Source organism: Streptomyces sp. NPDC100445 (assembly GCF_044759735.1).
In the GTDB taxonomy this organism is placed as follows: domain Bacteria; phylum Actinomycetota; class Actinomycetes; order Streptomycetales; family Streptomycetaceae; genus Streptomyces.
The window spans coordinates 225091-239527 of sequence record NZ_JBIVZV010000005.1; the positions used below are offsets into that span (position 1 = coordinate 225091).

The following is a 14437-nucleotide window of genomic DNA, read 5'->3' on the forward strand; positions in this document are numbered from 1 at the left end:
TCCCGGTGACGCAGAGTGGACAGGGCGAGGAGCCCTCGGCGCGGCCCGCGCGCGAAGGCATCGTGCTGCCCTCCGACGGAGGCGAGCCCTTGTTGCCGGGCACGACCGGAACGCCCGCACCCGCGGCCCCGGCCGGCGGGCAGGCATGGGGGCAGCAGGGCCAGCAGGGCCAGCAGGGCCAGCAGGGCCAGGGACTGCCCCCGGCGGCCCCGCAGTGGGGCGCCCAGGACGGTGCCGGCCCGCAGCCCCCGGCCGCCGGGAACCCCGGCCCGTTGCCCCCCGAGGGCGCCCCGGCCCCGTCGTACGGCCAACAGACCCCGTCGTACGGCTCCGGCGGCGGGACCCCGTCGTACGGCGCTCCGGCCGGCCCGGACGCGCAGTACTACGGCGGGCAGGGTGGACAGCAGTACGGCGGTCCGCAGAACGGCGGCTACGGCGCACCCCAGCAGCCCGCGTACGGCGCTCCCGACCCCTACGGGCAGCCCCAGCAACACCCCCAGCAGTACCCGCCGCAGTCCGCGCCCGGCGCCCCGCTGCCGCCCGCGGTGCCGGACGCCGGCTACCCGGCGGGTGCCCCGCTGCCGCCCACGGCCGACGGCGCCACCCAGTACCTCCCGCCGGTGCCCGCCGGTCCCGCCGACGAGGGCGCCACCCAGTACCTGCCGCCGGTCCAGGCGGCCCCCGCCGACCAGGCCGCCACCCAGTACCTCCCCCCGGTGCCGCCCGAGTCGGCCGGTGAGCAGACGCGGTACCTCGGTCAGGGACCGCGTCCGCAGGCTCCCGCGCATTCCGACGCGGAGGCCACGCAGTACATCCCGCCCTACGCCGCCCAGGCACAGGCACAGGCCCAGGCACAGGCGGCGGGTGCGGAGCGGCAGCCGCCCGCCGAGTTCGACAACCTCTTCCGCGGCGGTCCGGCCGGCGACGACGGCCCGGCCGGCTCCACCCAGCAGCTCCCGCGCGTGCCCGGCGCCCACCCCGGCCCGGCGCAGGCGCCGTACCGCCCGGCACCGCCGTCGTACGGCCATGCCGCGGATGACGGCGACGGGGGCGGGCGGCGCGGGGGCCGGTCGCGCCTGCCGCTGATCGCCGCCGTCGGCATCGGACTCGTCGTGATCGGCGTGGGCGCGGGCGCGCTGCTCAGCACCGGCGGGGACAAGGACGGGGGCACCGACGACAAGACGGCCGCCACCGCGCCCCCCGCCACCCAGAACTCCGCCTCCCCCACCGTCGACCCGGCCCGACAGCAGGCGGTCGACCTGGACAAACTGCTCGCGGACAGCGGTGGCAGCCGCGCCTCGGTGATCCAGGCGGTCACCGACGTCCGGCGGTGCGGCGACCTCGACCGGGCCGCCGCCGACCTGCGGGACGCGGCCAAGCAGCGCGCCGGGCTGGTGACCCGGCTCGGCGGGCTGTCCACGGACAAGCTCCACGCCCAGGGTCAGCTCAGGGACGCCCTGACCAAGGCCTGGCAGGCGTCCGCCGCGGCCGACAACCACTACGCGGCCTGGGCCGACCAGGCCAAGAACCGCAAGGTGTGCCACAAGGGGCACGCCCGGACCACCGGTGAGACGCAGGCCGGCAACCGGGAGAGCGGCACCGCCACCGCGCAGAAGGCGAAGGCGGCGGCGCTGTGGAACGCGATCGCGACGAAGTACGGCCTGACCCGGCGCCAGCCCACCCAGCTGTGACCGCCCGGCGGCCGGGACGGGTCCCGGCCGCCGGGCCCGTCACGGCACGTCCACGTGTTCCAGGACCGATGTCATGTCCGTGCTGCCGCTGTCCTTGCCGGTGGCCCGGCGGGCCGCGACCAGCCGGCCGTCCCGGACGACCTGGAGGGTGACGTCGGCGTTGACCAGCCGGGGCAGGCCGACCGCGGCGAGCCTGCTCTCGTAGGGCCAGCGCAGGGCCGGGGTGAGACCGCCGGTGGAGACGCGCAGGCCGCCGCCGAGGGTGTGCCGCACGGTGTCGGCGCTCACCTCGCCGTCACCGATCCGCTCCAGCACGGCCTTGAGGACGGTGTAGGCGATCCAGGTGGTCTGCACGCCGGCGTCGGCCGGGTCGATGCGGTTGTCACCGAAGGCCTCCTCGTTGATGACCTTCTTCATCGGGTCCCACCGCGGGTCGGAGGCGACCGGGTACCAGCCGGTGATGTAGGCGCCCTCGTACGGTCCCGACGCCCCGCCGGTGGCATCGATCACGGTCTGGTCGACGCTGCCCAGCACGGTTGCCGTGCGCACGCGCGGGAAGTCCTCGCGGGCCCGCCGGAAGGAGTCCATGAAGGTGTCCGTGCGGTCCCCGAGCGCCGGCACCACACAGCCCGTCCGTGCCGGGGCCGCGGCCCGGGTGGCGTGGCGCAGCGCCCGCTCGGCCTGCCCGCCGTACTCGGTGGCGTCCTCCGCGGCGAGCTGGTCGCCGGCGTCGGGGTGGCCGCCCACCCGCAGTCCCGAGTCGAGCATCGCCGGCAGCTGGTCGCCGGCGATGCTGTCGGGGCGGACCAGCGCGACGGTGCCGCAGCTGTCCGCGAGCGCCTCGCCGAGGCCGGCCAGGAGGGCGGGCTGGCCGCCGTTGACCGGGTAGGACATGGAGCCGGTGAACTCGTCGTTGGTGACGCCGTAGCCGCCGATGTAGGGGATGCCGGCGCCCTCCAGCGGGGCGAGGAAGGAGTCGCCGAACTGGCTGTAGGAGCCGACGACCGCGACGACGTCCTCGTCCGCCGCCCGCCGGGCGCACTTGGCGGCGCCCACGCTGTCGTTGTGGTCGTTGCAGGTCAGCACCTGGAGCCGGCGGCCGTGGATACCGCCGTGCGCGTCGATCCAGCGGGCATAGGCGCGGGCCATCGCCGGCATGCCGGGCTTGTTGGTCGCGTCGGTGCCCTGCGGGGCCCAGGTCATCACCTTGATCGGGTCGTCCCCGGAGCCCCCCGTGGCACCGGGGACGACCCCGCACGCGGCGGTCAGTGACGTACACAGGGCCATGGCGGCCGCCGCGAGGACGGTGGCTCTGACAGCACGGGACGGTGCGGGAGGAAGGGTGCTGCGGGTACGTCGCCTGCCGGTCATGCGCACACACGATTCCCTCACACCGCCAACCCTGGCGTGACTCATGGTCGACAAACGGTGACGGCGGGATGAATTGCGGGGGCCGGTGGGGGCGGCGGCGGGCGGAACGTACGATCGATGACCGTGCAAGGTTCGGAGAACACTTCCCGTCGCGGCCGTCGCTCCTCCACCATGGGCGGCATGCCCTTGAACGACATGCCGTGGTGGCGGTGGCGCAGCAACGTGCGCTCGGCGCTGCACATGCTCTCCGACCCGGTGTTCCAGCGGGACGTCTGGCTGGCCGGCCTGGACGGTTTCGGTGACGTCACCGACGCCGTGTACCGGCTGGTGGAGGACACCTGGCTGGACAACTGGTCCGCGGAGAAGTACGTCGGCACCGTCTTCCGCGACTCGCAGGAGGCGGCGCTCGTCGACACCGCCGTGCTGCGGGTGCTGCGGATCATGCACCAGGTCGGACCGGACGCGCCGGTCTCCGTGTACCTGGAGCACCCCGGGTGGCCCGAGGCGGTGCGGGCGGCGCGCGACGCGCACGTGCGGATGTCGGTGAGCGACGGCGACGACCCGGAGGCGCCGCCGAAGAGCCTGGACGTCCTGCGCATCCAGACCCGCAGCGCGTAGCGCGGGTCCGGCTGGCGGACGGCCGGGGGCGGGGGGCCGCCGGTGTGGGACCCTGTGGGGCATGAACGAGCAGTCCGCCTCCTCGGCCGCCGCGCCGGCCGACCAGTACGTCCTCACCCTCTCGTGCCCGGACAAGCAGGGCATTGTGCACGCCGTGTCCAGCTACCTGTTCATGACGGGCTGCAACATCGAGGACAGCCAGCAGTTCGGCGACCACGACACGGGTCTGTTCTTCATGCGCGTCCACTTCTCGGCCGAGGCGCCGGTGACGGTGGAGAAGCTGCGCGCGAGCTTCGCCGCGATCGGTGACTCCTTCCACATGGAGTGGCAGATCCACCGGGCCGACCAGAAGATGCGCATCCTGCTGATGGTGAGCAAGTTCGGGCACTGCCTGAACGATCTGCTGTTCCGGGCGCGGACCGGGGCGCTGCCCGTGGAGATCGTCGGCGTGGTCTCGAATCACACCGATTTCCAGGAACTGGTGGGTTCGTACAACATCCCCTTCCACCACATTCCGGTGAACAGGGAGAACAAGGCCGAGGGCGAGGCCAGGCTGCTCGAGATCGTCCGCGAGGAGAACGTCGAACTCGTCGTCCTCGCCCGCTACATGCAGGTCCTCTCGGACGACCTCTGCAAGCGGCTCAGCGGGCGGATCATCAACATCCACCACTCCTTCCTGCCGAGCTTCAAGGGCGCGAAGCCGTACCACCAGGCGCACGCGCGGGGCGTGAAGCTGATCGGGGCGACGGCGCACTACGTCACCGCGGACCTCGACGAGGGGCCGATCATCGAGCAGGAGGTCGAGCGGGTCGGGCACGACGTGACGCCGGACCAGCTGGTGGCCGTCGGGCGGGACGTGGAGTGCCAGGCGCTGGCGCGGGCCGTGAAGTGGCACGCCGAGCGCCGGATCCTGCTCAACGGCCGGCGGACGGTCGTCTTCGCCTGACGCGCGCCGCGGTCACCCGGCGGCGGTCACCGCCCGGCGCCGGTCACCGGACGGCGGGGGAGCGCCGCGCGGGCGCCGGGTACCGGACGGCGGGTGATGGGGCCGGCCCGCGCTGCCGCCGTCCTGCGGGGTGTTCAGGCGGAGAGGGGTCCGGCCTCGTCGGTGGTCGCCGTGTCGAGGTCGGCGCGGACGTCGAACAGGCGGCGCACGCCGAGCGCGCCCAGGACACGGTTGACGTGCGAGCCGTCCTCCGCGCCCCGGTCCGGCAGGATCAGCCGGAGCCGGCCCTGGCAGGAGCGGATCAGCCGACGGGCGGCGATCAGCACGCCCACTCCGCTGGAATCGCAGAAGAAGACGTCGGAGAGGTCCACGACCAGGCTGTGGTGTCCCTCGGCCACGACGTCGTGCACCCGCTGGCGCAGCACCGGCGAGGTCATCAGGTCCAGTTCCCCGGAGACCCGGAGCACGGCCCATTCCCCCCGTTCGCCGCCGGTCACGTTGAATGCCACGGCCCTGCCCCTCCGTCCGCCGGATCTCCCGGAACCGCCCAAAAACGGAAGCAGTTCCTACGTTTGCTTCCGGGCGGCTGCCCACCGGCCGTTCCCTGAAACGCGAAGCGGTAAACGGTAGGTGATCAACAATGCTCTTGTTTCGGTCATCGCCGATCATGTTCGATCAGAGTCACCCGCGTCGGGCGTGAAGGATGTGTGAAGGGGGCACTATCACCTGCGGTGCTCCGGGGGGCGCACATCGACACAACGGGGCGTGCACTGTCGGACGTGCCGACTACATTCGGGACGGCAGGGACGACAGGCTGGTCGGGCCGGGCACACGCGAGGGAGGGGACGGAATGGCCGGGAAGGACGTACCACCCCGCTGGGACCGGAAGATGCAACAGCGGCTCGCCCGCGGTGAGGCCGCGGCCCTCGGTGAGCTGTACGACCGGTTCGCCTCCCTGGTGCACGGCCTCGCCCACCGCGTCCTGGGCGCCGACGACGCCGCCGACGCCGTCACCCGCGAGGTCTTCGCCCACGTCTGGGAACACCCCGAGACCTACGACCCCGGACAGGGGCCCCTGCGCACCTGGATCGCCGGCCTCACCCACCGGGCCGCCGTCCGGCGGCTGCGCGACCGGGAGGAGCGGGAGGGGCCCCGGCCCGCGGAACTGGAGGACACCGTCCGCCGCGCCTCGGTCGCCGCCCGCGCCGACTACATCGTCCACTCCATGCCGGCCCCGCTGCGCGACGCCCTGGACCTCGCCTACTCCCGGCGCCGCGACTACCGCCAGACCGCGGCCGACCTCGGCGTCACCGAGGAGGAGGCGCGCCGCCGGCTCCGCCTCGGACTCCAACTGCTGTCCACCGCCCACGACGCCGGCACCCCGCCGGAACACGGAGGTGCGCCGTGAGCGGCGCGGACCGGTCCGAGGCGCACGACGGGCGCGACGACGGCGCGGCGGAGGACCGGCACGCCCGCGAGATCGACGGCGAACAGGCGCACGGCGCCGCCGGGACGGACCCGGCGCACCCGGCCCCCGACGGCACGGGCACCGGCCCCACAGGCACCGGCCCCACAGGCACCGGCGGCGGCGCCGGGAGCGCGTCCCGCGGCACCGGCGCCCCGGGCCCCGCCCGGCAGCCCCGGATACCCACGCCCCGCCTCTCCGTCGAGGACGGCGGGCACGCGCTGCCCCTCCTCGCCGGCCCGGTGGAGCCGGAGCCCGCACCGGCCGCCCTCTCGCACGGCGTCCTGAAGTCGCTCCTCGGCGCCTGGGCGCTGGCCGCCTGTTCGGCGGCGGAGACCGCGGCCGTCGAGGAACACCTGGGTGACTGCGGCGGCTGCGCCGACGAGGCCCGCCGGCTGCGCGAGGCGGTCGGCCTGCTGCACCAGCCGGAGAGCCTCGACCTGAACCCCGCACTGCGCAACCGTGTCCTGCGGAACTGCCTGAGCCGCCGGCCGCCGCGCATCCCGGTGCCCGACTGGGCGGTGCCCTACGACGCCGAGACCGCCCGCCTGGACGCGCTGCTCCAGGACTTCGGTGACGCCGAGTGGCACGCGCCGGTGCGGCTGCGCTGGTTCGACGCGGACCGGCCGACGAGCCGCCGTACGACCGTCGCCGGGGTCATCGCGCACCTGCTGTCGGTCGACGGGCTGGTCGCGACGGCGCTCGGCCTGGAGGACCCGCTCCCCGCCGCGCCCGGGCCCAAGGACGGCGCCGGCGGCCCGGCCGGGCGCACGGAGGCGTACTGGCGGGCCTCCCGCTTCCCGCCGACCCGCGCGGTCCGCGGACCGTGGCGCGAGCAGAGCCACAGCCTGGTGCGGACGGTGTCCTTCACGGGCAGCCATGCCGGCGGACTGCCGGTGGCGTACGGCGGCTTCGCCCTGCCCCTGCACGACGCGATGCTGGACCGCGCCTTCGAGTGCTGGGTGCACGCCGCGGACATCGCGGAGGCGGTGCACTACCCGTACGAGCCGCCGGCCGCGCAGCACCTCAACCGCATGATCGACCTCGCGGCCCGGCTGCTGCCGGTGGTGCTGGCCGAACGCCGCCGCGCGGGTCTGTCCGTGCCGGACGGCCCGACACCCCACCTGGTGGCGGCCGGCGCCCCCGGACGCAGTCTGCGCCTGGAGATCGAGGGCGCCGCGGGCGGGGAGTGGCTGATTCCCCTCGACTCACCGGCGGCGGTGGGCTCCGCCGACCACGAGGTGGCCCATGTCGCCCTGGACGGCGTGGAGTTCTGCCAGCTGGCCGCGGGTCACCTCTCGCCGGAGGAGGCGGCGGCGGGGCAGCACGGCGACCGCCGGGCGATCAGGGACGTACTCTTCGCCACGGCGAGCCTGAGCAGGATGTGACCGAGGCGCGCCGGGGAACCACCGTGCGCCCGCCCAAAAGCTTTGGCCTGTGATGTCGCGGATCGTGGCGCGCTGACATCACAGAGCGTTGATACCGGGTTGTGTCCATACCGCGACTTGTCACGGCCTGGAGTCGGCCGCCCGCTCGGGTACCTTGTGTGGGATGCGAGTGGCTGCGCGGACGAGCCGGGCCGGTGATGCCCCTGGGGCGAAGCCGGGCCGTGCGGTGCGCGCCGCCGCTGACAGGGCGGTCGGGCCTCCGGCCGCCGCATGTTCGACTCCCCGGCACGAGCGTCGCACAGTATGCCGCACGCGTACTCCTTCGCGCGGGAATATGCCCGAAGCGCTTGTTGGGGTGACTGTACGTCAACCATGCTGTCTCGCAAGGGAGTCACACAACGTGACCCTTGCTCTGGCCGTTGTCCTGGCCATGCAAGAAATGGCTACGATCGTGGCCCTCGTCGTGATCGCCGCCGCGGCTGACGCCGTGACGCGCGGCCGGCGCGGGGTCATGTGTCCGCCGGTTCGGATGGTGTGAGCGGTGCAGGTGCTTCAAGTGCAGCTGGAGATCCGGCCCGACCCCGCGGAGGTGGGACGGGCCAGGAAGTGGGCCCGCTCGCGGCTCGCCGGGTCGGGGATAACGGCCGACGAACCGCTGGCCGAGACGCTGATCCTGCTCGTCTCCGAGCTGGTGACCAACGCCGTGGTGCACACCGGCCGGCCGGCCGTGCTGCGCCTGTGCCTGCCCGGCCCGGTGGCCGGACGCGGCACGTCGGCCACGGTACGGGTGGAGGTGGCCGACACCAGTTCCCGCGCGCCCGTGGCCCGTTGTGCCGGCGACGACGCCACCGGCGGCCGCGGCCTGGCCCTCGTGGACTGCCTCGCCGATCGCTGGGGCTGGAGTCCCGACGGCGCCGGGAAGAGCATCTGGTGCGAGTTGGACCGCTGTTCGAAGCCACGGGACAACGTCGCGACGGCGTACGGGGGCGCACTGTCCGCGTACGAGGGCTTCGCGTTCGAGGCGGTGTAGTCCGCCCGCGCCGTGGTGCGCCGGTGGTGCACCCGTGCGCGGGGTCCGCGCACAGGATGGGGACCGCCGCCGCCCGTAACGGCGTTGACGTGCGCCGGCCGGCTGATCAGGCTGGTGGGCGTCGGTCCGCCGCGAGGGGACGGCGAGGGCCCGGGTGACGGCGGCCCTCGTCGAGCGCGGGTCGCGTCGGAGGGCGGCGCGCGCGGGACGCGCGGGGGGCGCGCCGCCAACCGTGCCCGCCCGCTCCCGGCACACGGCGCCCCGCTCCTCCACAGGCTGTGGACAGAACTCCGCCACCCGGCGGGACGATCCCCCGGCCGGGATCAGGCGCCGCCCCCCGCCCGGAACGTCCGCCGGTACGCCGTCGGCGTCACCCCGAGCACCCGCAGGAGGTGCTGCCGCATCGACTGAGCCGTGCCGAAACCCGCCTCCCGCGCCACCCGGTCCATGGACAGACCGGTGGACTCCAGCAGGTGCCGGGCGCGTTCCGTGCGTTGCCGGGTGAGCCACTGGCCGGGGCTGACCCCGACCTCCTCCCGGAAGCGGCGGGTGAACGTGCGCACCGACATGGCCTCCTGCCCGGCCATGTCCCGCAGCTGGATCGGCTCGTGCAGCCGGCCGAGCGCCCAGGCGCGGGCGGCGGCCGTCGTGGCCAGCCCCGGGTCGGGGACCGGACGGTGGATGTACTGGGCCTGGCCGCCGTCCCGGTGGGGCGGTACGACCATGCTCCGGGCGACCTCGTTGGCGGCGGCCGTGCCGAGGTCGCGGCGGACCATGTGCAGGCACAGGTCGATGCCGGCGGCCACCCCGGCCGAGGTCAGCACGTCGCCGTCGTCGACGAACAGCACGTCCGGGTCGACCCGCACCCGGGGGAACAGTCGCTGGAGGTGTTCCGCGTGGGCCCAGTGCGTGGTCGCCGGGCGGCCGTCGAGGTGGCCGGCGGCGGCCAGGACGTAGGCGCCGGTGCAGATGGAGGCCAGGCGGGTGCCGGGGCGGATGCGCGCGAGGGCGGCGGCCAGCTCGTCGGTGAGCCGGCCCTCGTCGTGGACCGGGCCGCGCTCGTACGACGCCGGGACGATCACCGTGTCGGCCGTGGCCAGCGCCTCCGGGCCGTGGGCGACGTGCACCGCGAAGTCGGCGTCCGTCTCGACCGGGCCGGGCGGTCGCACCGAGCAGGTCACCACCTCGTACCGCTGCCGCCCCTCGGCGTCCCGCGGGCGGCCGAAGATCCGGTGCGGGATGCCGAGTTCGAACGGGAGCAGGCCGTCCAGGGCGAGGACGGCGACCCGGTGCGGCCGGAAGTCACCTGCGACGGTCATGGCCCGATCCTAGCGAAGGCTGTCCCTCGGGCCACTCGTCGCGCACGGGCGGGAACCCGAGGCTGGGTGACGTGACTCGGACAACCCCAGCCCCCGCCCCCGCCCCCGTCCAGGCCCCGCCCACCCGGCGCCGCCGGGTGCACCGCGCCTGGTTCGTCGCCGCCGTCACCTTCGTCACGATCATCGGCGCGGCGGCCTTCCGTTCCCTGCCCGGCCTGCTCATCGACCCGCTGAACCAGGAGTTCGGCTGGTCGCGCGGGACGATCGGCGCGGCCGTCTCCCTCAATCTCGCGCTGTACGGCCTCACCGCGCCCTTCGCCGCCGCGCTGATGGACCGCTTCGGCATCCGGCGCGTGGTCGCCGTCGCGCTCACCGTGATCGCGGCCGGTTCCGGACTGACCGTGTGGATGACGGCGCCCTGGCAACTGTGGCTGTGCTGGGGCCTGCTGGTCGGTCTCGGGTCCGGCTCCATGGCGCTGGCCTTCGCCGCGACCGTCACCAACCGTTGGTTCACCGAGCGGCGCGGCCTGGTCAGCGGCATCCTCACCGCGGCCTCCGCCTCCGGACAGCTGATCTTCCTGCCGCTGCTGTCCCGGATCGTCGAACGGCACCACTGGCGGCCCGCCGCGGTGACCGTCGCCCTGGCCGCCCTCGCCGTGGTCCCCTTCGTCTGGCTGCTGCTGCGCGACCACCCGGCCGACGTGGGCGAGATGCCGTACGGGGCACGAGAGTTCGTGCCCAAGCCGCCGCCCGTCACCGGCGCCGCCCGCCGCACGCTGGCCGTCCTGTCCGCGGCCGCCCGCACCGGCACCTTCTGGCTGCTCGCCGGCACCTTCGCGATCTGCGGCGCCTCCACCAACGGCCTGGTCCAGACCCACTTCGTGCCCGCCGAGCACGACCACGGGATGCCCGTGACGACGGCGGCCTCGCTGCTCGCGGTGATCGGCGTGTTCGACGTCGTCGGCACGATCGCCTCCGGGTGGTTCACCGACCGGTTCGAACCGCGCCGCCTGCTCGCCGTCTACTACGCCCTGCGCGGCCTGTCGCTGCTCTTCCTGCCGATGCTGCTGGGTCCCGCCCTGCATCCGCCGATGCTCTTCTTCGTCGTCTTCTACGGCCTGGACTGGGTGGCCACCGTGCCACCCACCCTCGCCCTGTGCCGCGAACGGTTCGGCGAGGACAGCGCCATCGTGTTCGGCTGGGTGCTCGCCTCCCACCAGGTCGGTGCCGCTCTCGTCGCCTACCTCGGCGGCCTCGCCCACGACGTCCTCGGCTCCTACGACCCGGTCTGGTACGCCTGCGGTGCCCTGTGCGCGGCGGCGGCCCTGATGTCCCTGGTGATCCGCCGCCGGCCGGCCGCCCTGCCGGCCGTCGCGTGAGGACGCCGTCCGGCCGGGTCAGCCCCGGGCGGGTCGGCCCCGGCCGGTTCAGCCCCGGGCGGGCAGGCCCTTCGCGACGGCCCGGGCGATCCGGCGCGCGTCGAGGGCCAGCTCCCGCAGCATCCCGCTGATCGGGTTGGTGAACCCGGTGAAGTACAGGCCGGGCGCCCCGGCGGGCGTGCGGCCGCCGTGCGCCACCGGCCGCCCGTGCTCGTCCAGCACCCCGAGGTGCCCGACGAGCCCCTCCAGCGCCCGGACGTACCCGGTCGCCGCGATCACCACGTCGGGCGTGATGCGGCCGCCGTCGGCCAGGACCACCTTGCCGTCCTCGAACGCCTCCACCGCGGCGACGATCTCCACCCGGCCCCGGCGCACGGCGTCGACGAGGCCGACGTCCTGGACCGGGATCGCGCCCTGCCGCACCCTGCTGTACAGGCCGGTGTCCGGGCGCGGCAGCCCGTGCGCCGACAGGTCGGGGGTGCTGAGCCGGGTCACCGGTCCGGCCAGCCGGTCCACGAGCCGCACCGGCAGCCGCCGGACCAGCACCCCGGTGTACTGGGCGGCCCAGCCGAGGGTCGAGCGGCGCAGGATGTGCGGCACCGTGCGCACCGCCAGCCGCACCCGCGCGGCTCCGCCCTCCACCAGGTCGACGGCGATCTCGGCACCGGTGTTGCCGATGCCGACGACGAGCACGTCCCGGCCGGCGTACGGCGTGGGGGCGCGGTACTCGCCGGCGTGCAGGAACTCCCCGGTGTACGTCTCGCGGCCGGGCCAGTCGGGGACGCGCGGGGTGTGGTTGTGGCCGGTGGCGACGACCACCGCGGTGCCGGTCAGCTCCCGCCCGCCGGAGGCGTGCAGCAGCCAGCCGCCGTCCCCGGTCGGCTCGACGCGGTGCACCTCGACCCCGGTGACGATCTCCAGACGGTGGTGTTCGGCGTACTTCTCCAGGTAGCGCACCACGTCGTCCCGGGCCACCCAGCGTCCGAACCGCCGCGGGAAGGCGAGGCCGGGCAGCGCGGACAGCCTCCGGGTGGTGTGCAGCCGCAGCCGGTCGTAGTGCCGGCGCCAGGAGGAGGCCACCCGGTCGGACCTCTCCAGCACCACGGCCCGCACGCCCCGGGCCCGCAGCGCGTGGGCGACGGCCAGGCCGCCCGGACCCGCGCCGATGACGTAGACCGGGCGGTCGGCGGGGGTGGGCGGGAGGGGGACGGGGGCGGGACGGGAGACGGCCATGAGCGGGAGCGTAATCACCCACCAGGTTGATGGGTCTCGGTCAAGCCCACAATCGGTTGCGGATTGATCACGGACCGGACCATCCCGTCCCGGCCCTCAGGGCCAGAGCAGGACCCGGCTCCAGCCGAAGCCCGTGCTCCGGTACTCCAGCCGGACGTGCTGCCGGCGGGCGTCGCCCTGGAAGAACTCCACCGTCTCCGGGCGGACCCGGTACAGCGTCCAGGTCGGTGACGGCTCGTCCGGGTGCTCCCGCGCCCGCTCCCACGCCGCCTCCGAGGCCTCCCGCAGCTCCGCCACCGAGGACAGCTCCTCGCTCTGCCGCCCGGTCAGCGCGGCGGCCAGCGCGCCGGTGGAACGGGCGTGCAGATCGGCCTGGCCCTCGGGCGCCGGCGCCGCCGCCACCGGCCCCCGCACCCGGACCTGCCGGCCGAGCGCCGGCCAGTAGAAGGTGAGGGCGGCGTACGGACGGGCGTCCAGGTCGCGGCCCTTGCGGCTGGTGGCGTGGGTCGCGAAGGACCAGCCGTCCGCGTCGGCGCCGTGCAGCATCACGATGCGCGCGTCCGGCCGGCCCTCCTCGTCCGCGGTCGCCAGCGACATGGTGTGCGGCTCCGGCTGCCCCGCCGCGACCGCCTCCGCGAACCAGTCCGTGAACAGGGTCAGCGGGGTCGGGGGCGCCGTGTCCGGGTCGAAGGGGCGCAGCTCGGTCACCCCGGGGTCCCAGACGCGCAGCGAGCGGAGGAGTGCGTGGAGGTCCTTTTGTGCCATGGGGCGAGTATCACCGTTGAGCCCGGTCCCACTCCCGCCCGGCGCCCGGGAACCCTAGAGCGTCGCCAGCCGTTCCACCAGCAGCAGGGCGCCGATGCCCAGCATCGCCGCCCCGGAGGTGCGGGTCACCGCGCGCGCCGCCGCGGGGCGGGCGGCGAGCAGGGTGCGGGCGAGGCCGCCGACGGTGAGGTAGACGGCCGCGCAGCACGCCATGTGGAGCAGTCCGAGCGCGGCGGTCTGCGCGGGCACGGGCAGGTGCGCGCCCCGCAGGGTGAGGAACTGGGGGAGGACCGACAGGTAGAGCAGCAGGCCCTTGGGGTTCAGGCCGCTGATCGTGGCGCCGCGCAGGAACGGCCGCCCGGCCGGCGGGGGCGCGTCGGCGGCGCCGGGGACCGCCGGGCGGCGCAGGACGCCCCAGCCCAGCCACAGCAGGTAGCCGGCGCCGGCCACGGTCAGCGCCGTCAGCAGCCCGGGGGAGCCCGCCACCAGCACCGCGAGGCCGGCCGCCGCCAGGGCCGTGTGCAGGGCGTATCCGCAGACCAGACCCGCCACGGCGCGCGGGACCGGGCCGCCGCGCAGGGCGCCCGCGATGACGTACGCCCAGTCGGCGCCCGGCACGCACACCAGCAGCAGGTCCACCGCGAGGAAGGAGAGGAGCAGTCCCGAGTCCATGCCGGGGACATTAGGCGTGAATGGCCCGAAAGTGTTCCCGAAGTTTGCCCATGATCGCGCACTCTGGGCAAATATCTTCTTCATGGACGACGTGGACCGGAAAATCCTTGCCGAGCTCCAGCAGGATGGGCGGCTGACCGTGACGGAGCTGGCCGCCCGGGTGCGGCTGAGCGTCTCGCCCTGCCACCGGCGGCTGCGGGAGCTGGAGCGGTCCGGTGCCATCCAGGGCTACCGCGCGGTGGTGGACGCGACAGCCCTCGGACTGAACTTCGAGGCACTGGTCTTCGTGTCCATGCGCCAGGAGGACCGGGACACGGTCGCCGGGTTCGAGCGGGCGGTCGGCGAGCTGGAGCACGTGCTGGACGCCCAGCGGCTCTTCGGGGAACCGGACTACCTGCTCCGGGTCGCCACCGCGGACCTGGCCGCCTTCCAGCGGCTGTACGACGAGCGGCTGGCGACCCTGCCGGGGGTGCAGCGGCTGACGTCGACGCTGGTGATGAAACACGTGGTGCGGGACCGGCCGTTGCCGGCCTGAACGACAACAGGCGGTGGTCCACCTC

14 protein-coding genes are annotated in these 14437 nt (G+C 74.7%); 8 read left to right on the forward strand and 6 right to left on the reverse strand.

Annotation, left to right across the window (positions count from 1 at the left end; translation table 11 throughout):
* Nucleotides 1-5 precede the first annotated feature (5 nt).
* Nucleotides 6-1691, forward strand: coding sequence for a hypothetical protein (locus ACIQVT_RS15145; protein ID WP_403752340.1), 1686 nt, complete (start codon nucleotides 6-8; stop codon nucleotides 1689-1691).
* A gap of 39 nt (nucleotides 1692-1730) precedes the next feature.
* Here ACIQVT_RS15145 and ACIQVT_RS15150 read toward each other — a convergent pair whose 3' ends face one another.
* Nucleotides 1731-3062 (reverse strand): ABC transporter substrate-binding protein, encoded by a 1332-nt coding sequence (locus tag ACIQVT_RS15150; RefSeq protein ID WP_403752343.1) that lies wholly within the window; start codon nucleotides 3060-3062, stop codon nucleotides 1731-1733.
* A 117-nt stretch (nucleotides 3063-3179) separates the two neighbouring features.
* On the opposite strand from ACIQVT_RS15150, the gene ACIQVT_RS15155 reads away from it, so the two are divergent.
* Nucleotides 3180-3680: a hypothetical protein gene (locus ACIQVT_RS15155; RefSeq protein WP_403752346.1), complete on the forward strand. Its 501-nt coding sequence runs from the start codon at nucleotides 3180-3182 to the stop codon at nucleotides 3678-3680.
* 61 nt (nucleotides 3681-3741) lie between these two features.
* Nucleotides 3742-4626 (forward strand): formyltetrahydrofolate deformylase, encoded by an 885-nt coding sequence (gene purU, locus ACIQVT_RS15160; protein ID WP_403752348.1) that lies wholly within the window; start codon nucleotides 3742-3744, stop codon nucleotides 4624-4626.
* 134 nt (nucleotides 4627-4760) lie between these two features.
* Here the strand turns inward: purU and ACIQVT_RS15165 are convergent, their stop codons facing one another.
* On the reverse strand, nucleotides 4761-5135 hold the full coding sequence (locus ACIQVT_RS15165) for an STAS domain-containing protein (RefSeq protein ID WP_403752350.1): 375 nt from the start codon (nucleotides 5133-5135) through the stop codon (nucleotides 4761-4763).
* Between the two features lie 341 nt (nucleotides 5136-5476).
* Between ACIQVT_RS15165 and ACIQVT_RS15170 the strand changes: the two genes are divergently transcribed.
* The 3 genes from ACIQVT_RS15170 (at nucleotide 5477) to ACIQVT_RS15180 (ending at nucleotide 8509) form a co-directional block, all read left to right on the forward strand.
* Complete coding sequence (locus ACIQVT_RS15170; protein WP_403752353.1) at nucleotides 5477-6034, forward strand: RNA polymerase sigma factor; 558 nt, start codon at nucleotides 5477-5479, stop codon at nucleotides 6032-6034.
* Nucleotides 6031-7479, forward strand: a complete 1449-nt coding sequence (locus ACIQVT_RS15175) for a maleylpyruvate isomerase N-terminal domain-containing protein (RefSeq protein ID WP_403752356.1) — start codon at nucleotides 6031-6033, stop codon at nucleotides 7477-7479. Before ACIQVT_RS15170 ends, ACIQVT_RS15175 begins: the two co-directional genes overlap by 4 nt.
* A 556-nt stretch (nucleotides 7480-8035) precedes the next feature.
* On the forward strand, nucleotides 8036-8509 hold the full coding sequence (locus ACIQVT_RS15180) for an ATP-binding protein (protein ID WP_403752986.1): 474 nt from the start codon (nucleotides 8036-8038) through the stop codon (nucleotides 8507-8509).
* Nucleotides 8510-8832: 323 nt separating this feature from the next.
* Here the strand turns inward: ACIQVT_RS15180 and ACIQVT_RS15185 are convergent, their stop codons facing one another.
* Entirely contained in the window at nucleotides 8833-9828 is a 996-nt protein-coding gene (locus ACIQVT_RS15185; RefSeq protein WP_403752359.1) for a GlxA family transcriptional regulator, read from the reverse strand.
* Nucleotides 9829-9899: 71 nt separating this feature from the next.
* Between ACIQVT_RS15185 and ACIQVT_RS15190 the strand changes: the two genes are divergently transcribed.
* Complete coding sequence (locus ACIQVT_RS15190; protein WP_403752362.1) at nucleotides 9900-11207, forward strand: MFS transporter; 1308 nt, start codon at nucleotides 9900-9902, stop codon at nucleotides 11205-11207.
* A 48-nt stretch (nucleotides 11208-11255) separates the two neighbouring features.
* On the opposite strand, the gene ACIQVT_RS15195 is transcribed toward ACIQVT_RS15190, so the two are convergent.
* The 3 genes from ACIQVT_RS15195 to ACIQVT_RS15205 all read right to left on the reverse strand — a co-directional run bounded on the left by ACIQVT_RS15195 (nucleotide 11256) and on the right by ACIQVT_RS15205 (nucleotide 13877).
* Nucleotides 11256-12440 carry a flavin-containing monooxygenase gene (locus tag ACIQVT_RS15195; RefSeq protein ID WP_403752365.1) on the reverse strand — a complete coding sequence of 395 codons (1185 nt, stop codon included), beginning with the start codon at nucleotides 12438-12440 and terminating at the stop codon, nucleotides 11256-11258.
* Between the two features lie 96 nt (nucleotides 12441-12536).
* Nucleotides 12537-13205, reverse strand: a complete 669-nt coding sequence (locus ACIQVT_RS15200) for a pyridoxal 5'-phosphate synthase (RefSeq protein WP_403752368.1) — start codon at nucleotides 13203-13205, stop codon at nucleotides 12537-12539.
* Nucleotides 13206-13259: 54 nt separating this feature from the next.
* Nucleotides 13260-13877, reverse strand: coding sequence for a LysE family translocator (locus ACIQVT_RS15205; protein WP_403752371.1), 618 nt, complete (start codon nucleotides 13875-13877; stop codon nucleotides 13260-13262).
* Between the two features lie 82 nt (nucleotides 13878-13959).
* Between ACIQVT_RS15205 and ACIQVT_RS15210 the strand changes: the two genes are divergently transcribed.
* A complete protein-coding gene (locus tag ACIQVT_RS15210; RefSeq protein ID WP_361987119.1) occupies nucleotides 13960-14412 on the forward strand; it encodes an Lrp/AsnC family transcriptional regulator in 453 nt (150 codons plus the stop codon).
* Nucleotides 14413-14437 lie beyond the last annotated feature (25 nt).

Coding starts and splice junctions, on each gene's coding strand:
- ACIQVT_RS15150 (WP_403752343.1), bottom strand. CDS start 3,062: ATGACCGGCAGGCGACGTACCCGCAGCACCCTTCCTCCCGCACCGTCC.
- ACIQVT_RS15155 (WP_403752346.1), top strand. CDS start 3,180: ATGACCGTGCAAGGTTCGGAGAACACTTCCCGTCGCGGCCGTCGCTCC.
- purU (WP_403752348.1), top strand. CDS start 3,742: ATGAACGAGCAGTCCGCCTCCTCGGCCGCCGCGCCGGCCGACCAGTAC.
- ACIQVT_RS15170 (WP_403752353.1), top strand. CDS start 5,477: ATGGCCGGGAAGGACGTACCACCCCGCTGGGACCGGAAGATGCAACAG.
- ACIQVT_RS15185 (WP_403752359.1), bottom strand. CDS start 9,828: ATGACCGTCGCAGGTGACTTCCGGCCGCACCGGGTCGCCGTCCTCGCC.
- ACIQVT_RS15195 (WP_403752365.1), bottom strand. CDS start 12,440: ATGGCCGTCTCCCGTCCCGCCCCCGTCCCCCTCCCGCCCACCCCCGCC.
- ACIQVT_RS15200 (WP_403752368.1), bottom strand. CDS start 13,205: ATGGCACAAAAGGACCTCCACGCACTCCTCCGCTCGCTGCGCGTCTGG.
- ACIQVT_RS15205 (WP_403752371.1), bottom strand. CDS start 13,877: ATGGACTCGGGACTGCTCCTCTCCTTCCTCGCGGTGGACCTGCTGCTG.
- ACIQVT_RS15210 (WP_361987119.1), top strand. CDS start 13,960: ATGGACGACGTGGACCGGAAAATCCTTGCCGAGCTCCAGCAGGATGGG.